The sequence below is a fragment of the Alteromonas naphthalenivorans genome (assembly GCF_000213655.1).
Classification (GTDB): domain Bacteria; phylum Pseudomonadota; class Gammaproteobacteria; order Enterobacterales; family Alteromonadaceae; genus Alteromonas; species Alteromonas naphthalenivorans.
Genome location: NC_015554.1, coordinates 3,896,386 through 3,919,970, shown reverse-complemented (window position 1 = coordinate 3,919,970; position 23,585 = coordinate 3,896,386). Strand labels below are relative to the sequence as shown.

The following is a 23,585-nucleotide window of genomic DNA, read 5'->3' as shown; positions in this document are numbered from 1 at the left end:
CAAATTTAAAGGGGCACTGATATAAGAAATCTCTTATCGACAATTAACGCAAGATACGGCAGCATAACTTAAAAAATAAACAGTTGAACGCACGCGTTTGGTTGGAATTTGTATCAACAAGGAAGAATGGGATGGCAGTATATATCCGAGTGTTCGTTATCTTTTTGAGTTTCTTATCGATAACTAACGCAAGTGCAGAAACGACGAGTATAGGTCCCGATGCCGAGACTTTATTAGCACTCAAAACGGACGCTACAGAATATGCAGACAGGGGGGCGGTAATACTCAGTCGCAGAACCGAAATTACGGTCGACGAGCAACGTTTAGAGTCCACCAAATATTACCGTGCTATCTATATTGCAAGCGAAGAGGCGGTATCTGACTATTCAAAATTGGTTAACTCGTTCAATGCTTATTATCACACTAGCAGTATCGATTTTGCTCGGGTAATTGCTGCCGACGGTCAAATTTTCAATATGCAAGATGATGCTATCTCTGAAGTGTCGGCTAATAATGACGATTACCTTGATGATATGAAGCGTATTGAGTTCGCTGTGCCTCAGTTAAAAGTCGGTAATATTATCGAGTACCAAATTAACGAAAAGCAGACGAAAGCGATTATCGATGGTGAATGGTTCACAGGCATTCGCTTTAATCACGTAAAGTTTTTACCGCTGAAAAACTGGGTGAGAATCGATCCTATTCTGTCCTCGTTAACCACACTCACTATTCCAAACACCGTTGATTTATATATCGAAAATCGAAACACGGATTTGTCTCCGCTTGTGACGAAAAGTGGAAGCACAACGCAATACGTGTGGAAAATGGATAAGCTAGAAGGCATAGAAATTGAGTCTGGCATGCCGCCTATCGATGAAACCTTACCTCTTGTTTACGTCTCTACGATGAACAATTGGAAAACAGTAGATGATTGGTACTGGGACTTATTCAAGCCAAGCTTGATGCCAGCAGATAAAGTTACCGCGTTAGCGAATGAACTGTTTAGTGAGCAGGACACCCAGACCGATAAAGTAAAAGCGGTGTTTGATTACATGCAAAAAAATGTTCGTTATATAGGTGCACATGTTAATCGTGGGGGCTATCAGCCTCATACTGCGCAAGAAGTGCTGCAGAACGCCTATGGTGACTGTAAAGACCAAACAACTCTTATTGTGGCGCTACTCAACGAAGCCGGTATAAAAGCATCACCAGCACTCGTAAATACCTACAATGGAAGTGTTGTATTTGACGATTTACCAGCACTTAACTTTAACCATATGATCACTTACGTTACCACGGATGAAGGTAGTTATTGGCTAGATACCAGTGGCCAAACGGGCACTTTCCCGGGGTTAAGTGCCATGCTTGGGGGCAAACGTACATTTGTGGTAACGGGCAGCGCGGGTGAACTAGTAGAGGTTCCCCATGTTCAACCTGAAGAGAATGTGGCAAAAGTGGCGGTTGATTATTCGCTGAATGATTCTGCATTAGACGCATCAGTAAAGATGAGTTTTGACGGTCAGGTAGAAACGAACCTTCGTAGTTACTATCAATTTTCGCCAGAAAAGCGCGCTGTAGTAGAGCAACTTCTGTCGCCATTTGTTCACGATAATCGAGTAACGTCGTTTACCGCAACGGATCCCGCAGACTCGGCTACACCTTTTGAAATAGAGGGAGATTTTGTAGATTTACTCTCTATTACTGAAGACATTTCTCGTTTTCATTACAGCATGAATTATGCGCAAATTTTAAAAGTCTTTACCGGTTTTTCCATCATGGAACCTGTATCTGAGCGCGACCAAGACCTTTATATACAAATACCCATTACGGTAGAACTTTCTATTACTTATCCAGCCCCTTGGTCAGATGCAGAACTAGTGCAAAATGGGCCTGCCAGTAATTATCAAAACCCATTTTTTGAAATTACACATACTGCGCAGCCTAGTGACAACGAGGTAACAAGTACCTCAAAGTTTGTACTGTATGCGCAAACCATACCGGTTGAAGAATATGCGGCCTTTTTTAATGCTATTGATGCCTTTCAAAAAGGCAGCGAGAGTATGTTCGTCTATGACAAGGTGGTGGCAACATCACCGCAAAGCCACGAAGCGTTATCGATAGAAGAGCAAATAGCGCACTCGCGAGCCTTACTTGATAGTGGGCGCTTTGACGAGGCGTTGGAATATGTTACCGAACTTGCTAATGGCAACAAAGATAATGGGGAAGTGCAGTTTTTACTGGGTATTGTGCATGGTTTTAATGGCAAAGACGCGCTGTCTGAAGCGGCGTTCGAGCGTGCTGAATCGCTTGGCTATCAGTATTAGTACATAAAGGATTATTAGATGATGTTTTACCGAATTGTACTACTTGCTGGTGCGATATTACTGAGCGGCTGTGAGTCTACTTCAACCCAAAATGTAAATGCCTCGTCTGAACTCGTTGGTTTAGAGCAGCAGGTTAAGAATTATCCTAACGATTCGCAGGCATTGCGCAATTTAGTTGAGTACCAGCTAAAGGCGTTTGAGCGAGAGCCGGATTATGACTTATTGAATAAGCTGCAAAGCAATTTGCAACAAGGCATAAAACAAGCGCCTAACGATCGGTATTTTGCTTTTCACTATTACCGGTTGAATTTGCAATTAGCATTTGTAGAGCAAGAATACGACGAACAAAAGTGGCAAGGTTTTTATAATCAGCACCCGTTTTTGAGTACGTTAGATATTGCACCGCCGGTGTATGTCTCTTACTTACTCGAGCAACCCCAAGACGAAAAAATGTTAGCGGCGTTAAAACAAACGGTTCGTGACAATCCATTTTTTATGAATGGGGCTTTAGAGTTAGCTTATTATTATTATAATCAGGATCAGGTTGAATTAGCGTTATACATTGTAGAGGCGGCGCGCAAGCGAGATGATAGTAATCCTGATGCAAAGTCGGACTGGGTGCTTTATCAAACGGAATACGCACTTAATAATATGTGTGATACGGGCACTTATAAACCATTAGACGATATCATTACCGAAAGCCGTCTTCTGACGCAGTCTTTTCCTAATGATCCATTTCATTTTAATTTACTCGCGGAATTATTCCGTATTAGTAATAAAACCACGTTGGCCGTCTATACCGCACAAAAAGCGGCTAAATTAGATCCTAGCTATCAGAGTTATTTAAATGAAATGTATTTATGGGATACCAAAATCGATAAAGTCATCGACTATGAGATAACTGATGTTGATAGCAAAGCAGAGATTTTACTTACCCAAATTTACGCAAATATTGCGGCGGGAAATTGGGATAAAGTAGCTAATCTTGCTAGTCGTTATAGTCAAGCTGACGAGGCTCGAATCTATGGGGTACTTTATGGTGCGTATGGCTATAGAATGCAGGGTAATAGCCAAGAAAGTCGTGAGCTATTAAACTTTGCCTCTGAGAAACTTGAATTGGATGATTGGCAAAAAGGGATGCTTAACTTTGCCAAAGGCAGTATTGATGAAACGCAATTGATGGCACTGGCGAGTGATCGCTGCGAACAGTCTGAAGCCCTATTCATTGCAGCGCTAAACCACATAGAAAACGACAACGCTGAACTTGCAGAGACCTACTGGCAGCGTATTTACGAACTTGATATAAGAACGTTTTTCGAATTCGCAGTAGCGAAGAATAAAATTAAAGCTGCAAAAAAGTAGCAGGGCCAGACCTACTCTGCCAAACCTATTCTAATGTAACGGGGTTCCCGTCAGGGTTCCCCATACAGCCTTTTTTCAAATAAAACGGTGAATAACTACCTAAGTGTTTGTTTAAGCCTTAGGGATATATTTTTCAATTAACCTATCAAACGAGCTTTTTTGCAGGGGCTTAATAATGTAACCCTTAGCTCCCTTTTGCATCGCTTTAGTCACCGTGGCTTTATGTTTATCCCCCGACAACATAATAATCGGTGTGTCAGCATTTAGGCTTTGCTCCGAGTTAGCCTGGCCTACAATGTAGATGCCATTAGTGTCTGGTAAATTCACATCCATCAGCACAAGGTCGTACTTTTTGGCGGTCAAAGAAGCGAAGGCTTGCCTGCCTGTGGTAACGGTATCGCAATGCATCTTATATTTATCAATCAATCGCTTAGTTAATTGAAGGCTAATAATGTCATCCTCAACCACAAGAATAGAGGGCACGTCGTTCTTTTTTGCCAGTATTTTTTCAGGGTCGATATCTTGGTTGTATAGTCGGTTAAAGACATAGCCCTTGTCTTTTTCGTCTGCGCTTGTTTCAGTGCTCGCACCTGTCGTTGCTTCTTCAGCGTTAGTATTTGACGTTAATTCTGCGGTTTTTAAATCAAGGGTTTTTTCTAATAAGCTAATTGCCCTTGCTTGCAGTTTAATTAGCTCTGGGCGAATTTGGTCTGACTTTATTTTAGATAGGGTCTCTTGTAACTTGGCAATATCAAGATCTACGGACTGCTCCATTTCTACCCGTGTTACTGCGCGTTCTAATGCGTTTTCAATTTCTACAATAGAGCTTTCAAACTCTAACTGTAATTGATTTTTGTAGTCTAGGCCTTGTTTTAAAGCCTGCTTTATTTTGTCATCAAAATGATCGATTTTGCTAAAGTAGGTTTGTTGAGCCAGCATCTCTTTATCTTGAACATGCACCCCTAGTTCGCTGAATAAATGTTCGCAAATTAATATAATGCGATGTAGTTCATAAACCGGCCGGGCAATCATGTAATCATCGATAATCCCCGCCGCATGGGCTTCATAAGCTTCTCTTTCAAACTGACGAGGTATTAAACTAACTATCTTGTGGTTGCATAGATGGTATGATTTTAGTGCTTCCAGTGTGCGGTAATAAGTAAACAAGCTTTTCTCTAATGAGTCGCCTGTCAGCAAAAGCACTTTGGGCTTAGAATCAATTAATAGCTTGCATAAGTCTCTTAAAGAATCACAGGTAACGTAGTCATCAAAATGCTTCTTAATAACCTCAAGAACGATTTCGTCACTTTGCGGCTCTGTAATGTAGAGTACAATTTGTGCTTCACTGGGTTGAGTCATGATTTTCCAAATACTTCCTTATATGGGTAATGAGTTCTTCAATAGCGAGTTTCATTTCTTCCCAATCTAACAATATGAGTGGTTCTGCGGGAATTTGACGCCCTATATGTTCCACCGTTTCGCACTTCTGGCTTAAATGATAAGCACCAACAATTCTGGCACTACTTTTCAATCTGTGAGCAAACTTCGAGAGGGTTTGCCAGTCTTCAACATCCACTACATCAAGCATAAGAGGCAAGTCTTTACTCAGGCTTTGTTCAAACCCGCATAAATAGTCGTACTCCTCTTGTGGGCTAATATCGCCAACAATTTCGGTGAGTGCTGCAATATCAAAAACACGCGTAGAATCAACCTTACTATTAACCTCACTACTGTCATCAAAAAAGTCCGCTTCAAAGAGGAGATTTTCCGCATCGTGTTCATCTGTGACGGTTTCCACAGAGGAAGTCAGGGCGGATTGTTCGCTGTTAAGACGGCTAATTAAATCTGCTAGGGTTTGCAAGGTTAAGGGCTTCATTAAGATTCTATCGACACCCACCTCGTTACAGTGAGCCTGACACTGCTTAGAATTGTCGGCGGTAAGGATTAGCATGGTAGACTTGGGTCGCTGTTCACTTTCTTCTAAACATCGCAAAATACCAATCAGTTCTCCACCAGTAATGACGGGCATCTGGTAATCGCTAATAACCACATTGAACGGCTGTTGTTCGAAGAAAATAATCGCTTCTTCAGCAGACATTGCAAAGCTTGCTTTAATGTTCAGCGCATCAAACTGTTTTTTGAGCACGTAAATATTATCTGGGTTGTCCTCTACTACTAAAATTCGCAATCGGTCGGAAATGTTTTTGGGTGACATACTTGCAGCAGTAGCCGACAAGGAAGGGCAGTGTGGTGCTGCTAGGCTTAACAATTCGGCTAACTTGAGTGGAGCGAGATGAATTTGCTTAATAGTTAGCTGGGCATGCATATTCACATTATCCACGAGCAGCGCGATTTGATGCACAGGGATAGGAGGCCTGTTATCTTGCAATGCCTGTTCAATATTAATTACTTCGGTTTCACAGCCGCTAGATGCATCCAGTAAGTAGAAGTGGTTTGGCAATGCGTTACTGGGTAAGGCGTCTGTTAAGATGGCCTTAAAGTGGAATCGCTGTGCATAGCGATTGAGGTCGTTAAAAAATACCGCGCTGTTAGTTTCAAAAGTGAACGTGTCTAAATTTGCTGGCGCTAGCTCTATTTCCGGCGCAGAGCAGGCTTCTAATGGTAGTTGCACCACAAAGGTAGAGCCTTTGCCTAGCTCACTGTCTACATAGATACCGCCACCCATTAACTGTACTATTTTCTGACAGATGCTTAACCCAAGTCCGGTGCCACCAAACGTTTTGTGAATATCATCATTAGCTTGGGTGAAGCGATCAAAAATCGTATGTACTTTAGTACTCTCTATCCCAATCCCATTATCAATAACGTTGAAGTGAATGTAGTTGGTTAAATCATCTTGCAATACCTCAAGGCGAAGTGTTGCATTTAGCTTTTGATTAAACTTCAGACCATTGCTAATAAGGTTTGTGAGTACTTGGGTAAGGCGAAGTTCATCTACACTAACAATTCGAGATATGACGGGATCGACAAACAACGTAAGTTCCACATTTTGCTGCTTTGCCTGTCCATAGAAGGTGTTAATTAGCTCTTCACACAGTACTCTCAAATTAACGTCTGACGGCGAGAGCTGTACCATATTGGCATCAAACTTAGTGAAATCTAAAACATCATTGATGAGGCTTAACAGTGAGATAGAGCTTTTAGACACTCTTTTTAATAGCTCATTCCCTTTAAACTCTTCTTGATGCTCGCATAAATCTAGCAGACCTATAATGCCATTTAATGGGGTGCGTATCTCATGACTCATTGCTGCCATGAAGTTGCTTTTTGCATTGCTAAGTGCGGTGGCTTCATTAAAAGAGATTTCGAGTTGCTCGTTCAGCCCTTTTATTTGTGACTCATTGATAATGAGGCCAACACGTCCACCTGTGAAAGTGAGATTATCGCGATACTCATAGAATTGTCCGTCGGGCGCTGTGAACGACAAAGACATCTCTTGCTTACTATTAAATTTCCGTCGTAAAAAGCGATAGGTAACAGCCTGTAGATGGCTATCCCCTTGTGCGAAATAGTCACTAAAATCGTTAAGAATGGAATCTAATGGCACACCGTTTAAACTTTTGTTCCCGCAAAAAGGGAATATGTTTTGGAATTGCTCATTAACTAGGTCAATCTTTCCGTCACTACAAATTATTGCGGCATCGGGTATCTTATCGATTGCGGTAACCAAGTTATAGTATCGTTTTGCTAGCGCAGATGGCTTAGAGCGAGCAATTTTAACTAGAGTCCTCCCATGTTCCATGGGCATGGCCGTGCACAGTTTTTCTTCGCCTTCTATCACGCAAAAAGCCAGTTCTTGCTCGCCGTTTAGCAAAGGTACTATGGCATCTATAATAGTTGGCAAATTGGAAGACAGTGCCTCACTTTCATTCAACTTATTATTTGAAGCCAGAATGTCCAAGTCGTTATTAACCACAAGCACGGGATGATAAAACAGATTTATGAGACTTTGGGTTTTTTTCAGGTCTCTATTAATTTCAATATCTTTTATAGTCATGAAAAGGTGGTCTATTATTTAAGAATCGCCAAACAGTTTTATAAAAACCTGTCTTAAATATTTATTACATAAGGTTTTTCTAATTAATTTTGTTCTCGCTTTGTAATGAAGCCAGTTAAAACCGCGACAATTTTAATGTAGATGACAATAGCGATAATTGCGAAGATCAGCGCGGTCTAGATAAGGACAATTATTGCTTCCTAATGCATTTTAATTAGTGGCCGATTTTCAGCCGCAGCCTAGTAATCTTATGGAGTAGCCGATGGTGAAGGATGTGTTAACTGCAAGGCAGCTTGTATTTAACGAAAACCACGAAATCTATGCTTGTGAGTTCTTATGCTTAGATGAAGGGGCGGAAGATACCTCTTCAAGCGTAAATGTGTGCCCATCAAAAAAGTTTATGACCACAAAGCGATTAGCCAATGTTTGTGAGAGTATCGCTGAAAGTGAACGGCATTTAGATGTACCTATTTTTATCAACGTCGATCAAACCTTCTTGAGTGAAACTGATGATATTTATGCGGTAAAACCAAACATAATTTTGGAAATATTGGCTTCGGTAGAGCCTACGGAATCAAACCTGAAACGTATTCAGCAATTGCGACGCAAAGGCTTTGATTTTGCGCTAAGCGAATATGCATTAGACCCATCTAAAGCTTCTTTTTTTAAATACCTTAAAGTAATAAAAGTTGATGTGCTTAACGTGACCCAGTCACAACTTAGTAAAAGCCTACCAATTTTTAAAGAAGTCGAAGTGCTTAATACTGGCAGAAAAAGTGGAAAGCCAAACGGTATACGAAAATTGTAAAGCGCTAGGGTTTGACCTATTTCAAGGCGACTTCCTTGAAAACCCTACCATTATTGGTGGTAAAGAAATAAGCGAAAAACAAAACAGTAGTCTGCAGCTAGTGTCTGAATTCAGTAAAAACGACATAGAGGTTGATAAGGTCGCAGAAATCATTTCATTAGATCCTGTGCTGACTACTAAAATTTTGCTGTTAATTAACTGCCCGCTTTATCAACTGGTTCGAGATGTAAACAGTGTACGGGAAGCCGTTGTTATCTTAGGGCTAGATGTTGTTAAGCAGTGGGCAATTGTTATGTCGCTAATGTCTGTTTCTACTAGCCCAACTGAATTATTCCGGTCATTGTTAGCACGGGCAAAAACCCTCGAACTTATTGCGTTTAATAATCAGGATGAGGAGGTTTCGCTTCACCCCTTAGAATGTTTTCTAGTGGGATTGCTATCAGGTGTAGATGCCATTTTTAAAGTGAACATGGAGACATTAGTCGGCAGTTTGAAACTAGAAGCCCATTTAAAACAAGCGTTACTAACACATGACAATGCGCTAGGTTCCTTGCTTATTAATGTGATTGGTATTGAGCGATTTGATAGCCAAACGTTCGAGCGCTTATCAAACCAAGATATTTGTCTTTATGGTCGTTGCCAACAAGACGGCGCGTTATGGGCAGATACCGTAATGAAAAATCTATGATCAGCTTTTCAAAAGCATAAAATGTTGTTCTAGTTTAGAAGGTAACGAGATGTATGTGGACGAATGATAAGTGTATGATTGATGTATAGTAACGTTAATCGCTTAAATACATCGCTTGCCCTTCGCATTAGGAGCCTCCATGTTCACCGGATTGTGTGCTTTTCCTCTTACGCCCTTTCACCATGAAAAAATTGATTTTCACGCTTTTGAAAAGTTGATTGGCAACCTGAAGCAGGCTAATGTTGAGTCAATTTGTGCAATGGGATCGACAGGTTTGTATCCCTATTTATCAAGAGATGAACTAGCTAAGGTAACAAAAACGTCAGTAGAAATAGCTGGCAACACGCCGGTAATGGTAGGCATTGGCTCACTGCGTTCCTATGATGTATTGAAAAACGCAGAAGCGGCGCAACAAGCGGGTGCGAATGCGCTGCTGTTAGCACCGGTTTCTTATCACCCGCTACACGAAGCTGAAGTATTTGCCCTGTACGAGAAGGTTACCGCTGAAATCTCAGTCCCCTTATGTGTTTACGAGAACCCTGGAGTGACCCAGTTTAGTTTCAGCGACGAGCTATATCGCCAAGTTACCCAGCTTCCCAACGTTGGCGCGATTAAAATTCCAGGAATGCCTTTTGCTGATACTAATGCTGATGGCAATGGTAATGCGGCTGGGAAAGCACGACTTTCGAGCCTGCGAAATATAGTGCCAGAGCATGTCGCCATTGGGGTAAGTGGTGATAAATTTGGTGCCTTGGGGATGCAGGCGGGATGTGATTTATGGTTATCTGTACTCGGAGGTTTATTCCCTAATACGGTGAAAACCATGATTGCACTGAGTCAATCAACATCGTCGCAAGCAGCGATAGCAGAATCTGAACGCTTAACGCCGTTGTGGGATTTATTCGCCCGCAATAAAGGCGGTATGCGCGTAATGGCCACCGCGGCGGCGATACTGGGTTACACAGAAACAAACTGTTTACCTCATCCGCTACAGCCCCTTCAGGTCGAAGATAAACAAAAACTTGAAGCGATTTTAACGCAACTATCATTGGATTAAGTTATACCCAACCCAGGTTGAATCTGTTGCCAATGCTAACGCAAAAGCCCAGCGCCAAGAGCAGCCTTGAGCCAATAAGTAGCCATGAGCCCAAAGAGCAGCCCTGAGCCAATAAGTAGCCTTGAGCCAAAAGAGTAGCCCATCGTTGAATAAAGAACATTTTTCACCATTATTCAAATATGTTGTAGCCGCCATTATCGCGCGCACCGCAACAGGTGGTGCTATTGTGGCCATTGTATTGCTTGCTAGAAATCTTGAGCTTGATGGAAAAGCGGCGGGCATTTTAGCGGCGTGTTTAACGCTGCCCCACTTGTTAGGGCCAGTATACGGGCGTTGGTTGGATGGGGTTTCGCAGCCTAAGTACCTTATTAGCGGGGCAGCGCTGAGTTATACCTGCTTTTTTCTTTTGGCTATCTTCAGTTTTGAAAGGCATTTGGCTTGGCTGTTGGCGTTTTCATTGTTGTTAAGTGGTGTTTGCAGTTCGTTTATTATGGGGGGCTTGGGCACTCAATTGCCAAGTTTAGTTAGCGCAAGTAATACATCCCTTAGAAAGGCGCAAAGCTGGGACACCATTACCTATGGGGTAGGGCACACATTGGGGCCGTTTATTATTGCTTCCTTGTCGGCGCTGTTCTCGACGAAGGTGGCTGTCAGTGTACTGGTGTTTACACCTCTGTTAGCCGGCATACTCATTTTAACCTTCCCTAAAAAGCATGTACTGCCGAAAAGTGATGCCTCGCTAGACATAGGGTTTAAAAGCGTATTTTATGCGTTTAAAGACTCGAGCGCATTGGTACGTACGTTAGTGATGACATCGGGAGCGGCATTCAGTATTGCAGCCTTGCCCGTATTGGCTGTTTATCTTAGCGAACATTGGCAGCACGCAGAGCATCATGGCGCTTATCTGGTCACAGCATACGGGGTAGGAAATTTAAGTGGTGCGCTATTTCTCATCTTTAGGCCACTCTCGAAAGAGCCCTTAACATTGTTAAAGCGTTCAGGGGGCTTTTTGTTGGTGGCGTTACTGGCCACAACCCTAAGTCCATCTTTCGTTCTTGGGGCGGCGGGCTACTGGTTGTGTGGTGTAGCCAATGCCATATTCTTTACTTCCAGCCTAGCGGCACGAACTGAGTTTGCCCCAGCGCACAGCGCGGCGCAAACGTACATGTGGGTTGCCGCAGCTAAGGTGGGAGCAGGCGCAATAGGGGCTTTAGTTGCTGGAACCTTGTTAGTCCAAGGGGTAACTGTTTCGTTGGTAACTTCTTGCGCTACCCTCGCACTCATTCTTATCGTGTGCTTTGCTGTATTCAGAGTACAAAAATAGCCTTTAGGTTATACGTTTACATTTCTTACTTTCAAAATTGCCGTTTTAATTTACCAGTCTTATTGATGACAATTCATTTAATCAATGGGCTATGCCTTGTTTATTGAGGTCATAGAGGTAATATAGGCTATGCACAATAATTAACAAAAAATTAGCAAATTATGAAAACGTTATCCCTGTTATGTATCGCAGCATTATTAGCAGCCACACCGGCATATTCAGCGCAGACGCTTTATCAAGACTATCCTAGTGATATTACGCCCGAGCTAAGTGAAAAAGGCGCCTATCAAGTGGGCGTTAAAACCTTAACTGTTAACTATCCAAAGCCCGTAGTTACCTTACAAGGGCAAGTTGTTGACCGAGTATTGAAACTGGAAGTTTGGTACCCCACCACTGATAGCGGCGCGGCCACAACGTATGAAAATCAAACCCGTAGTGGTAATGAGTTTAGTATTCAAGCTGATGCTATTCGCGATGCCAGTGTGGCAGAACCGCAAGGCAGTTACCCTGTCGTTGTGTTGTCACACGGCTATACGGGTTATCGCACAATAATGTATTACCTTGGTGAGCACTTAGCATCTCATGGTTATATTGTGGCTGGGATAGATCATACCGACTCTACTAACGAAGATGTAGATTTTACCAATGCCCCTTATGCTGGATTCCCTAGCACGCTATTAAACCGCTCACGAGATCAAGTGTTAACGTTGAATGCGGTAAGTGAACATGCGCTATTTAAAGATGTTGTTGATACCCAAAATGCCGGGCTTATTGGCTATTCCATGGGTGGTTTTGGTGCGGTGAATACCGTTGGTGGTTGTTATAACTTTGGAACTGAAGCTACTGCTAGCTTTACTGGCGTGACAGACCCTGCGGTTCTCAGTGCGCTACAAAATGTACTTAACACCTGTGCCGGTGGTAATGCCGACGCTGAAAGCGTAGATACGCGCTGGAAAGCGGCGATGGCGTTAGCGCCTTGGGGCGGTCAACATAAAGCGTTTTCAGAAGATGCACTTAATAATATTCACGTTCCCATGCTATATGTCGCTGGTGATCATGATGATATTGCTGGTTACCAAGGTATACAGTGGTTATTTGAAAATACAGGTAACGAAGACAGTAAACTGCTTACGTACAAAAATGCCAGACACAATATTGCACCCCATCCCGCTCCTAAAGAAGCATTTGGCAACGAATTCGATATTGGCCATTACTTAGAGCCGGCTTGGCGTTCAGAAACTATGAATGACATAAACGAACACTTTGCATTGGCTATGATGGAATGCCATGTGAAAGGAAAAGCTGACTTTTGTGCTTATTTAAATGTTGAAGGTGATAGTGGGCAAGTTGCCGTAGACGACAAAGTGCCAGAAGTCTGGAAAGGCTTCGACAATCGCTATGCGTTAGGCTTAATAATGGAAGGCAAACCTAAGAAATAGGCGTAACCTTTACTATCTCCAACAATAAAAAATACCGTAAAGGCCTAACCGTGTTAGGCCTTTTTTTGTTTCGCGCTGTGCTATACCCATACGCATACCCATACCATACCCACAGACCAAGGTTTCATTCTGGCAAGACATGCTTTGTTACTTATTCAGTTAGAGAAGTCATATTAAGCATGCTAATTTACTACTTAACGCTTATTTACTTAAGGCAAAGGAATGTTCATCCAGCGAAATCAAAACAAATTAACTGTTCTCCATTGTTTGTGTCTGCCTGCTATTACTGCGTTTAAGGGTGCAAATATAGCCGCTTTACTGTGTTTATCATTCTTTGTGTCGTTTGCGAACGCTAGCGCATTACCTTCTGACGACGTATTAGACGCTATGTTTCAAGCGCAGGATTATGAAAGTATAGTGAGCGCACTTGAGCCCATAACATCGAAAACCCCGAAGCAATATAACGTGTTAATTTCGGCGTTAATGAATACAGATTTAGATGACGCTGAGGATATGGCGGCTCAATTTGTTGACGAGCATAAAGACAATTACCGCGCTTACCATATGCAGGCTAACGTGATGGGTGCGCAAGCAATGGATAGTGTTTTTTCCGCCCTAGGTTATGCCAAAAAAGCCAAAGCGAGCCTACAAAAAGCAATTGAAGTGGCACCAGATGAAATTGAGGTTTATCAGGCGCTAATGCAATTTTACATAGTCGCGCCGTCTATCGCTGGTGGCGATATAGATGAAGCCAAAAAGCTTGCTGACAAAATTACGCAAATGGATGCACTAGAAGGCAAGTTTGCGACAGCAACAATTTACGCTGCAGACGATAAAGCTGCTGAAGCAAAAGCAATGTTAATTGAGCTTAGCGAAAAGCCTGAATTCGAAGTTCGGGCACGTTTTGAGCTTGGTCGATTGCATATAGATGGTGAAGAATACGATGACGCGATAGCAGCGCTAACCCCTCTATTAAACACTAACGTAGTTAAAGCACAGAAAGCAGATGAACAAGCATGGAACACGTATTCTGAAAGTAAGTTTACCCAACTATATGGCACTTATCGTATAGGCTGGGTGGCAGTAGAAACCAGCCAATATACTAAGTCGGGAATTGATGCGCTTAACTATTACTTGGCTGAATTAGAGGCGACAGATATTGATACTCATCAGTTGCCAAGTAAGAATTGGGCTAACTTACGTTTAGCCGAGCTGTTCCTAAATGCTGATGATGTTTCAATGGCATCTAGCACCCTTGAGAAAGTGACAAAAGACGGTGATAAACGTTTGGCAAAAATAATGAAAAGCCTCAAAAAACAAATAAAAAAGCGAACCTAGTGGTTCGCTTTCTTTAAGCTTTATGCAGCGTATTTTTATCGAACTACACTTCTTTAGCGGTATAAATAAGCGAAGTTTGCGGGAATAAAACCGGCATTTGCATACCGTATTTCATTAACGCTTCACCGCTAAATACTTGCCCGTCTGTTTTTTGCAAAATAGACGGTGAGTATTCTTTCAATGTACCCGGCCAAACCCGCTCAAGGGTATAGGACTTATCGGCATCAAGCCCGGCAAAATAGAAACGAGATGGTGTAGTACGCCCGGTTTCTTTCACGCTATTGTAGGCAAAAATACCCTCGGCTTTGTCTTTTGATACATAACCAAACTTCACGTTAAGGCCATCATCATCCATACGGTATAAATCGCCGCCGTGGGTAATATGGCGGTATTTTTTATATAGCGAAATAGCCGATTTCAGGGTGTCTTGCTCGTGCTCAGTAAGCTCACGGGGGTCCATCTCAATACCCATGTGGCCAAACATCGATACCGCAGAGCGGATCTCAATCGGTAAATTACGGCCAGTAATATGGCAATCGCGAGGGCCTACGTGTGCGCCCATCACTTCAGAAGGGAAGAAGTAAGAGAAGCCGCGCTGTATGTACAAGCGGTCTAACGCGTCGTTAGAGTCTGACGTCCAAAAACGGTCGGTGTGAGGTAATATACCTAAATCCACACGCCCCCCGCCTGAACAACAGCTTTCAATTTCAATACCCGGATGTGCCGCTTTAACGCGATCGATTAACGTATACAAAGCCGCCATTTGGCCATTCATAGCTGGTTTGCCATGTAGGTTGCCAGGATGATTTACATCGCGGTTCATGTCCCACTTAATGTAACTAATTTTAGGGTAAGTGCTTAGTACGTCGGTGATGACTTTATAAAGGTACTCAACCACTTCAGGGTTCGTTAAATCGAGTACGTACTGATTACGAAAGGGTACATGGGGGTTATTTTTGGTGTGTAACGCCCATTCAGGATGTGCGCGGTACAAATCGCTATCTGGGTTAACCATTTCAGGTTCAAACCATATGCCGAATTCCATGCCTTTATCGGTAACGTGGTCGATAAGCCCATCTAGTCCTTCTGGGTAAATGGCTTCATCTACTGTCCAGTCGCCTAAGCCAGCTTTGTCATTTCTTCGGCCTTTAAACCAGCCGCCATCTAGTACAAAGCGCTCTATCCCTAAGGGGGCTACTTTGTCAGCAAGGGCTTTAAGCGTGGCTTCATCATGGTCGAAATAAATGCCTTCCCATGTGTTGTAGTGCACTGGGCGGGGCTTGTGCTGTGCACTGGTGATATCAGCGCTGTGGGTTAACACATTGTTTCGAATAAAGTTATGGAACTGCTGCGAAAGGGATGAAAAGCCAGCGTCGCCAAACCCTGCGTAAAGCACGGGGGATGTATAACTTTCACCTGCACCGAGGGTTACTTCACCTGGAAACAATAGTTCGCCAAATTGAACGTAGCTTCTGCCATCAGCCATCATTTCCGCGCGGAATTTATGGTTAGCTGAAGCACCTAAATGGAAGCCGAAACACTCACCAACTAGCTCACCGGTTCCATTAGCAAACGCGATTAAGCCTGGGAAAGTATCGTGAGAAGTTTTGCCGCGGCGGTTTTCACGTACATAACTACCGAAGAACAAGTCATGGTCGGCAGTTTGGAATTCATTAGACCATCTTCCTTCAAAGCTTTTAATCTTGCTCATGGTCGTTGGTAAGGCAAGACTAGCAGCATTTAAGTAGTTTAACTGTAAAGTGCTCTCACCTTGGTTTTCGATACTTGAGGTAAATGTGGCCACGGTTGTTTCAGCATCTAATACAACCCGTGTAATCAACTGCATTTGCCTGTCGGCATCAACCGCAGTAAACGTTAAGCTGGTATCGGTTTGCTCAATATCCGACAAGGTAAAGCCAGCAGACCATTGATCTGCATCCCCTGAAATTTCTAAACCAGGTGAACCGGTAACACCTTCACCATGGGTGGGAACTAATGAGATAGGTGGCTCGATAACCGGCGCACATTTCGCTTCTTGGCGAGTGTTAAGCAGCGCTAACATGTCTGGCGTCGTTGCAGTCTTCAACTGCTGGCCATAGTAAATCAGAGTAGGCATGCGCCCTTGGCAGTCGAAAATTAAAGTCGTTTTTGCGTTGTCTAAGCGGACAAAAGCCGTGAGTGATGACATGTTAACCTCTCAGGTTTTAAATATGATTGAATACCGCACACCCATTTATATCGCATGTATAACATAGAAAAGATGCGGAATAAGACGTTTATCTAAATTGGGTAAAACGTTTACATTGCGTGTAAAATACCATGCTCTTTACTTCTCCACCAATAATTAGTTGGTAGTTTTTAGCCCGATTTTAACCACAGGGTTGTTCGCATTTTTAGTGAGTTGTACCAAGCGGTTGTATTGCCTAAGTGAAAGCATCATGGCATTTATTGCCATCAGTAACCCTTGGGTATGCAATTGGTGAATAATATCTGCGTTTAGCTGCGCTAGCTTATCTTCATTAATAGTCATAAGCCCTGTGCTTTCACGGGGTTCGCCATTTTCAAAATGTAAGGTGATTGATAGATTAGATAGCAACTCAAGGTCGGTTAAAGCTGAATAAAAGCACTTGCTTGTTGAGAGCCGCTCGCTAAGTTAGATAGCATACTTTGATACTGTTTAAGACTTGCAGATGGGGAGCCATCTGATGCAAATAAAGCGCTGGCACCTTCGCTACTATTGTTAGAAACCAAAGGGCTGTCTTCATCAAACAATACAGTGAGTTTGTCTTGTTCAACAGCGTAATTGAATGGGTAGCTTTGGATGCTCAGCGGCACGGCATGACCCATCCATTCAGTGTCGCTACAATATACGTTACCAAATTCGGGCCAGCCAACCACTGCCGCTAACGTGTGAGAATGGTTTGTGTCATTTGCAGTAACCACTATAGGCATACAGCCGGCAATACTGGCAATCTCATTGAAGCCTAAAGACACTAAGTTAAACTCGGCGTTGTGACCGAAATTTTTATCTACCTTAATACGAAGGTTGCGATGAGCTTGGCTATCTAACGGCGTATATGACGACATAACAATACCTGATTGATTAAATTAAGGTGTACTAGGCTTAATGCTTATTAAGCATTGTATCAATTAAGCCGCGATGAGAAGGAAGGCGCGCTTTCAACTGAGCGATTAAGGCTTTATTAAGTTGTAACTGTTTATCGGCACCCTCGTATTCGCTCATTGAACGCACATACTGGCTCAAGTTGGTCTTATGTGACATTCCATAAAGTATATAGCGATAGCTTTGTGCGCTAAATACCTCATCTGTATCAGTAAAGTCGCTATCAAGAATAGGGCGGTATTGCCACTCTTCAAGCAAGGATGCTAGCCGTTGTGGAATGCTCTGTGGTGATCTGTTTGCTAACCAGAAGTCTTCGTTACGATTACTAAGAACATAGTGTAGTTTTAAAAATTCTATAGTGCTTTGCCACTTATTAGTTAACGCCCGATTAAAGCGGCTTGCCACGTGGGGCATTACCTGTGTGTAGGCGGGTAATTGCTCAGCAAGTTGAATTGCACTTTGCTCAATTAACATCAGTGAAGAGGCCTCAAGGGGCTCTAAGAAGCCACTAGATAAACCTATAGCTACGCAATTTTTTTCCCAGAAACGTTTTCTATAGCCAGTTTTATAGTTAATTTTTCTAAAAGTAGAAGGTAACTCTTCGTTAGGGTTTATCGATTTTAGATAAGCCATAAACGTTTGAGTTGCCTCATCATCGGATTGAAATTCTGACGAATAAACGTAACCCGTGCCCCGGCGATTTTGCAAACCAATGTCCCATATCCAACCAGCTTCTTGCGCGGTAGATAGGGTGTGACAAGCAATAGGCTGATGTTCATCAGAATATGCAATTTGATGCACCAAAGCTGAATCTGAAAACAATACAGAGGATGCGTCTTCCATGGGAACATCTAGTGCTTTTTCGATAAGACGTGCACTAAAACCTGTGCAATCAACAAAAATATCACCGCGAATATGGTCATTATTTTTTGTCACGACATGCTTTATGCCTGCGTCATCAGTAGCAACATCGGTGACATCATCAATAATGTGCTCGACGCCTAACACTTTCTTACAGTGTTCACGTATTACGTTAATGAATTTACCGGCATCAAGATGATAGCCGTAATTGGCACTGAAGCTTTGCTTTGAATCGGCCTTTAATTTGGGGGCTAGACCTTGTTCGCACAGGCTAGGTTGAAAACATACATCTGAGGCATACTCGTTTAATGAGTCGTTGTGTAACCAATACGGGGTTATATCTACACTGGCCGAGCCTTGAGGCGCGCTAAAGGGGTGGTAGTATCCAGTGCGTTGCCCTTCAGTGTGCCAGTGAACAAACTTACTCGCCTGTTTAAAGGTCGCACTCGCTTGTTGGACGAGTGCAGCTTCTTCAATTCCTATTTTAGCTAAGGTGCTGCGCATAGTAGGCCAAGTGCCTTCGCCCACACCAATAGGATGAATCGAATCAGATTCAATAACCTTTACAGACAAGCGTGCGCCGGTGGAGCCTTGTTTAGAGTGGGTAGCCGCCAGCAGACCAGCAGTAAGCCAACCCGCCGTGCCTCCGCCTACAATAACAACACTATTTACCGGCGTCATACGCTGCGCTACCTAGTCTGCATCTACCAATCTGCCACGCCATTGCGCCGACTGTCTAAATACGAGTTTATTTACACCTAAGGCTACACCAATACAGCAAATTAAGGTAACCAACATAAGGTGAATATAATGCAAACCAAAAGGTGCGTGCACGAAGCTAAAGAATGAATAAAGTAACACGCCGAAGATAACAGCAGTAATGCCTGCATACGGGTTAACATTATTAAACAACAAGCCGACTATAAAAATAGAAAGTATAGGCATGCTAAGCAAACCATAGAGTTGTTGTAACAAGTTAATGATACTTTCGGCTTGCGCGTAGATTGGCACCATTACCAGTGAAACTACAGTAAGAATTGCGGTAACAATTCCACCTAACTTGGCCACTTCAGGCTTTTTGTTCACGTAAGCTTCGTGTATATCGCATACATATAACGCCGTGGCTGAGTTTAAGTTACTGTTATATGTTGTGAGTACCGCCGCCGCTAGCGCAGCTGCAAAAACGCCCGACAACCAATCAGGTAAAACGTCGCCAACTAGTGTTCCGTAGGCTGCATCGTTTATGTCACCGTAAAGTTTGAATGAGATGATGCCAGGGACAACAATTATACTAGGAACAATGATAAAGCGAATGATCGCTGCTGCGTACACGCCTTTCTGTGCCTCTTTGATATTAGGGGCAGCCATAGCGCGTTGTGTAATGGTTTGATTGGTACTCCAGTAGAACGTCTGAATGAAGATCATACCGGTTAATAGGGTTTGCCATGGAAGAGGAGAGTCTGCATCACCAATTAATGTTAAGCGTTCTGTAGGAATGCCTGAGAAATCAAAATCGATAGCTACCATTGCCAATATCACTACAACTATTGCCATAACCAGCAACAAAACACCCGAGTACGTATCTGATACCGCAACCGCGCGTAACCCGCCAAAAATTGCATACAACGCACCAATGATGGCAAAAGCTGTAGCTACATACATGAGTGGAAGGTCTAGGTTAAACATGTTAATCATGAACAAAGAGCCAGAATAAATAACCGCTGGCATAAATATAAGGCTGCTACCTAAGAAGAAAAGCAGCCCAATAAGCGCACGAATATGCTTGTTGTTGTAACGCTTCTCTAAAAGCTCGGTAGTAGTTGTGCATTGATAGTGATAATAAACAGGAAGGAAAATACGGGCTAAGATTATTAAGCCTATAACGGCTGCAAATTCCCACCATGCCAGTAACGCCATTTGGTTACCGTTCATACCTACTAATTGGTCGGTACTTAAATTAGTTAACGTAATAGAGCCCGCGACAAAGATCCATGTAAGACCACCGCCAGCTAGAAAGTATTCTTTAGTTTCACTTGCCTTACTGTGTCCATGTCCGCGGCACTTAATGTAGGTGAGTAGACCTATAAGCGCAGTAATAACGAAGAAAACAATGATTTGGATTAAGCTGCCTGACACAAAAAACTCCTCAGCAGAAGAAACAACTAAAAAGGGGGCGAATGCCCCCCTCTTTCATTCTAGGTATAATTAAAAGTTAGCACGTACGCCAACTGCATAGCGAGCACCATCATTCACTTGTTGTACAAAGTGTTCAGATAGGCGACCACGACGCGTTAGCTCTTCTTCAGTAATATTGATACCTTCGAAGAACACGGTAACGGTTTCATTAACATCATAGCTTACGCTCATATCCACTTGGGTATATGTCTCTGTGAACAGAGGCTCAGTACCACCTAGTGAACTTACCGCTTCTTGCATGAAAGTTTCACGGTTGTTCAGTGCTACACGGGCTTGGAACGCATCTTTTTCATAGAAAAGCGTAATGTTTTGAGAGTTCCCCAAACCTGGCAGACTAAATTCAGCATCTGAATTTACGATAGTGGCGTTAGCTTGAATACCAAAACCATTTTCTAAAGTATGTAGCCAAGCTAGTTCAAGACCTTCAACATTCAGTGTCTCGCCATTACGAGGACGAAGCACACTAAATACATACTCACCGCTATCTAAGAATAAAGACTCTTCTTCAGTAGATGAAGAAATGAAGTCTTCAACTTCCTTATTAAATGCAGCCGCTGAGAAGTAACTCGTGTCATCGTAATACCACTCTAAAGACACATCCCAGCTAGAAGCTTGGTATGGTTGAAGTTCGGTATTTCCCGCTTGAGCTTGCAAGTTACCTGGACGAGATACCGTTACGTTAAATACAGGTACTAGGTCGTCCATCATTGGGCGAGTAAGTGTTTCTGAATAAGCATAACGTAGATACAAATCGTCAGTTAGTTGAAGTTTAACGTTTACATTAGGCAGCAACGAAGAGTAGCTGTTTTTCTCATTAATCGGCGTTCCAACATCGGTCGCATAAACAACGTTAAGGTCTGATGGGTCGTTAGGAATAAACTCTAAATCTTGAACCTGTTGAACAGTTCCATCTACAGATGTATCTGTTTCTGTGTAACGGAAACCGAAGTTAATATCTAAAGGTAAATCTGAGATTTCAGTTTGGAAGTAGAACTGCGTGTAAACACTTAATAGTTCTTCGCCCACAACGTAAGAGTCGGCACTTGCTTGCGGGTTACTAATATTTGTTGCATCAAGGGTTGCACGAACATCATCAAATGATAAACCTGTTGCATCAGCAATTTGCTGTGCAGCGACGTCAGAGTTTGCATAATCGAAGAACGCTTCCGGGTTGTACGTCAACCATTGGTTAGGTACGCCAGCAAAGTAGTTTTCGGCAGTGAAAACAGTAAGTAGCTCATCAGGAATATCGAAACTGTATCCACAGTAAACATTACATGCTGAAGCGAAGCGACGTGTGTTGTCTTTTTCACGGTCTTGATAGTAAATACCAAAATCCATTTTGTAGAAGGCATTATCCGAATCTGGCACCCATGTGAAATCCGCACGGTATTCTGAAATAGTGTCTTCAGTATCGAAGCCGTTACGTTCGTTGTAATGCATGCGGCCTAACGATGGTGTTTGTAAGGCTGCATCACCACCATCAACAGTTAGTGTTGGTGTAGTAGTCCCTGAATAATCTACGCTGTAGGCATTGTTGTAACCTACAACGGTAAAGAAGTTATCGCCACCACTGTTGTCTTCAGCCGTTGATGTTGATAAATCGATAACGGCAGTTAAATTGTCATTTACTAACCACTCGAAGTTCGCACCAAATGCTTGAATTTCAACGTCACGACCGTATCAACGACGGATAAAGTCAGTTGCACCACCAACACCTTCAACTAATGTACTGTCTAAGCTAGTTAGTGAGCCATTGTCATTAAAGGTCATATTGTCTAAGTTGCTATCGGTGAACCAATGACCAACACTGTGGGCGTCTGAATCAACTTCGAACTTTGAGTAAAGACCGTCTAAGGTAAGAGTCATATCATCGTTAGGAGCGTATTGAACAACCAAGTTTCCAGATGTTCTTTCACGATCTACCAAGTCAACAATTTGGTCAAAGTTCTGTGGAACGTAAACGCCATTGTATTGCGAGCTATCGGCATAGTCTGGGTTATCCAGTTCTGAACGATCTGTGATGCTAACACCTGGACGCCAGTAGCGTGTTTCCAACATATTTGTTTGAAGTTTACGTTGTTGGAAGGAAGCAGCAGCTAAAACGCCCAGCTTGCCATCCATAAAGGTATTGGTAACAAGGCCAGATAGTTGTGGTGTTGTTTCTTCAGAAATGTCTTCATACATGCCTTTAACACTTGCTACAGCTTTAAAGCCATCAAATGCGAAAGGGCGTGCAGTGGTAACTTCAACAGTCGAGCCAATACCACCTTCTTGCATTGATGCTAGCGGGCTCTTGTATACCTTTGCACCACTAATTAATTCTGCAGGAAGCGTGTCGAAGCTGAACGCTCGACCTTGGTTCTCAGTAGCGATTTGACGACCATTTACCAATACGGTGTTAAATTCTGGGCCGAACCACGTACTGTAATGAATTGTCCTTCACCGCCACTTCTATCAATAGCAACACCAGTAATGCGCTGCAGTGACTCTGCAACGTTTTGATCTGGGAATTTACCAATATCTTCAGCAGTAATACCGTCGTAAACAACATCAGATGCTTTCTTATCTAGCATTGATGCTTTAAGTGAACTGGTAAAACCTTTAACTTCAATAACATCAACTTGGTCTTCAGATGGTGTCGCTTCTTCTTGAGCGAATACCAACGGGGTGTGTAAGGCTGTCGCAATAGCAACGCCTAATAGTGAGCGCTTGGCCATTGGGCCTAATAATGATGTGTTAATTTTATGTGTCACTGTGTTTTCTCCGTGAGTAGGCTATTTTCTACTTAGTTAGCGTACAAATAGCGTAATAAGTATGTTCGGATCAAGCTTATTAACATTCTTTTTACACATTTTATAACCTAAATTTCGAATTATTATTATTAAGATGTTGAAATTAAAGGTTTTTAAAAATTAAGAAAAAGGTAAACGTTTTCCTTAATTTTTGATAGTAACACAAATTTACATTGTAATGACAATGTTATAAAAATATTTTTTTATATTAAAAGCGCGGTTTATTACCGCGCTATATATGGAGAGGTAAA

General features: G+C 42.6%; 16 protein-coding genes and 1 pseudogene. 8 read left to right on the top strand and 9 right to left on the bottom strand.

Annotated elements, in window-relative coordinates; genetic code table 11:
- Window positions 1-131: 131 nt before the first annotated feature.
- Complete coding sequence (locus AMBT_RS17055; protein ID WP_013785891.1) at window positions 132-2,324, top strand: transglutaminase family protein; 2,193 nt, start codon at window positions 132-134, stop codon at window positions 2,322-2,324.
- Window positions 2,325-2,342: 18 nt separating this feature from the next.
- On the top strand, window positions 2,343-3,686 hold the full coding sequence (locus tag AMBT_RS17050) for a tetratricopeptide repeat protein (RefSeq protein WP_013785890.1): 1,344 nt from the start codon (window positions 2,343-2,345) through the stop codon (window positions 3,684-3,686).
- Between the two features lie 111 nt (window positions 3,687-3,797).
- Here the strand turns inward: AMBT_RS17050 and AMBT_RS17045 are convergent, their stop codons facing one another.
- Together AMBT_RS17045 and AMBT_RS17040 are read right to left on the bottom strand one after the other, a co-directional pair.
- Window positions 3,798-5,045 carry a response regulator gene (locus AMBT_RS17045; RefSeq protein WP_013785889.1) on the bottom strand — a complete coding sequence of 416 codons (1,248 nt, stop codon included), beginning with the start codon at window positions 5,043-5,045 and terminating at the stop codon, window positions 3,798-3,800.
- A complete protein-coding gene (locus tag AMBT_RS17040; protein WP_013785888.1) occupies window positions 5,029-7,704 on the bottom strand; it encodes an ATP-binding protein in 2,676 nt (891 codons plus the stop codon). Before AMBT_RS17040 ends, AMBT_RS17045 begins: the two co-directional genes overlap by 17 nt.
- 262 nt (window positions 7,705-7,966) lie before the next feature.
- On the opposite strand from AMBT_RS17040, the gene AMBT_RS17035 reads away from it, so the two are divergent.
- From AMBT_RS17035 to AMBT_RS17010, 6 genes are all read left to right on the top strand, one after another.
- Window positions 7,967-8,512, top strand: coding sequence for a YuxH family protein (locus AMBT_RS17035; protein WP_013785887.1), 546 nt, complete (start codon window positions 7,967-7,969; stop codon window positions 8,510-8,512).
- A complete protein-coding gene (locus AMBT_RS17030; protein WP_013785886.1) occupies window positions 8,481-9,200 on the top strand; it encodes an EAL and HDOD domain-containing protein in 720 nt (239 codons plus the stop codon). The genes AMBT_RS17035 and AMBT_RS17030 overlap by 32 nt, the downstream gene beginning before the upstream one ends.
- 139 nt (window positions 9,201-9,339) lie before the next feature.
- Window positions 9,340-10,257, top strand: coding sequence for a dihydrodipicolinate synthase family protein (locus tag AMBT_RS17025; RefSeq protein WP_013785885.1), 918 nt, complete (start codon window positions 9,340-9,342; stop codon window positions 10,255-10,257).
- Window positions 10,258-10,402: 145 nt separating this feature from the next.
- Entirely contained in the window at window positions 10,403-11,581 is a 1,179-nt protein-coding gene (locus AMBT_RS17020; RefSeq protein WP_041452602.1) for an MFS transporter, read from the top strand.
- Between the two features lie 161 nt (window positions 11,582-11,742).
- Window positions 11,743-13,020: an alpha/beta hydrolase family protein gene (locus AMBT_RS17015; protein WP_013785882.1), complete on the top strand. Its 1,278-nt coding sequence runs from the start codon at window positions 11,743-11,745 to the stop codon at window positions 13,018-13,020.
- Window positions 13,021-13,242: 222 nt separating this feature from the next.
- The gene (locus tag AMBT_RS17010; RefSeq protein WP_013785881.1) at window positions 13,243-14,358 is read left to right on the top strand and encodes a tetratricopeptide repeat protein; all 1,116 of its coding nucleotides are present in this window, start codon (window positions 13,243-13,245) and stop codon (window positions 14,356-14,358) included.
- Between the two features lie 43 nt (window positions 14,359-14,401).
- On the opposite strand, the gene AMBT_RS17005 is transcribed toward AMBT_RS17010, so the two are convergent.
- The 7 genes and pseudogenes from AMBT_RS17005 to AMBT_RS23000 form a co-directional block, all read right to left on the bottom strand.
- Window positions 14,402-16,546, bottom strand: coding sequence for an alpha-galactosidase (locus tag AMBT_RS17005; RefSeq protein ID WP_013785880.1), 2,145 nt, complete (start codon window positions 16,544-16,546; stop codon window positions 14,402-14,404).
- A gap of 156 nt (window positions 16,547-16,702) precedes the next feature.
- A pseudogene (locus tag AMBT_RS23015) lies at window positions 16,703-17,445 on the bottom strand (SapC family protein).
- A gap of 37 nt (window positions 17,446-17,482) precedes the next feature.
- The gene (locus AMBT_RS16995; RefSeq protein WP_013785877.1) at window positions 17,483-19,024 is read right to left on the bottom strand and encodes a tryptophan halogenase family protein; all 1,542 of its coding nucleotides are present in this window, start codon (window positions 19,022-19,024) and stop codon (window positions 17,483-17,485) included.
- A gap of 12 nt (window positions 19,025-19,036) precedes the next feature.
- Entirely contained in the window at window positions 19,037-20,479 is a 1,443-nt protein-coding gene (locus AMBT_RS16990) for an SLC5 family protein (RefSeq protein WP_013785876.1), read from the bottom strand.
- Window positions 20,480-20,548: 69 nt separating this feature from the next.
- A complete protein-coding gene (locus AMBT_RS23010; RefSeq protein WP_232363235.1) occupies window positions 20,549-22,204 on the bottom strand; it encodes a TonB-dependent receptor domain-containing protein in 1,656 nt (551 codons plus the stop codon).
- An 18-nt stretch (window positions 22,205-22,222) separates the two neighbouring features.
- Window positions 22,223-22,933, bottom strand: coding sequence for a TonB-dependent receptor (locus tag AMBT_RS23005; protein WP_232363154.1), 711 nt, complete (start codon window positions 22,931-22,933; stop codon window positions 22,223-22,225).
- On the bottom strand, window positions 22,927-23,295 hold the full coding sequence (locus AMBT_RS23000) for a TonB-dependent receptor plug domain-containing protein (protein ID WP_232363153.1): 369 nt from the start codon (window positions 23,293-23,295) through the stop codon (window positions 22,927-22,929). Before AMBT_RS23000 ends, AMBT_RS23005 begins: the two co-directional genes overlap by 7 nt.
- Window positions 23,296-23,585: the final 290 nt, after the last annotated feature.

Excerpts from the sequence above, each read along its gene's own strand:
- AMBT_RS17015 (WP_013785882.1), top strand. The coding sequence starts at position 11,743 with ATGAAAACGTTATCCCTGTTATGTATCGCAGCATTATTAGCAGCCACA.
- AMBT_RS17045 (WP_013785889.1), bottom strand. The coding sequence starts at position 5,045 with ATGACTCAACCCAGTGAAGCACAAATTGTACTCTACATTACAGAGCCG.
- AMBT_RS17050 (WP_013785890.1), top strand. The coding sequence starts at position 2,343 with ATGATGTTTTACCGAATTGTACTACTTGCTGGTGCGATATTACTGAGC.
- AMBT_RS17005 (WP_013785880.1), bottom strand. The coding sequence starts at position 16,546 with ATGTCATCACTCACGGCTTTTGTCCGCTTAGACAACGCAAAAACGACT.
- AMBT_RS17025 (WP_013785885.1), top strand. The coding sequence starts at position 9,340 with ATGTTCACCGGATTGTGTGCTTTTCCTCTTACGCCCTTTCACCATGAA.
- AMBT_RS17010 (WP_013785881.1), top strand. The coding sequence starts at position 13,243 with ATGTTCATCCAGCGAAATCAAAACAAATTAACTGTTCTCCATTGTTTG.
- AMBT_RS16995 (WP_013785877.1), bottom strand. The coding sequence starts at position 19,024 with ATGACGCCGGTAAATAGTGTTGTTATTGTAGGCGGAGGCACGGCGGGT.
- AMBT_RS17040 (WP_013785888.1), bottom strand. The coding sequence starts at position 7,704 with ATGACTATAAAAGATATTGAAATTAATAGAGACCTGAAAAAAACCCAA.
- AMBT_RS17035 (WP_013785887.1), top strand. The coding sequence starts at position 7,967 with ATGGTGAAGGATGTGTTAACTGCAAGGCAGCTTGTATTTAACGAAAAC.
- AMBT_RS17055 (WP_013785891.1), top strand. The coding sequence starts at position 132 with ATGGCAGTATATATCCGAGTGTTCGTTATCTTTTTGAGTTTCTTATCG.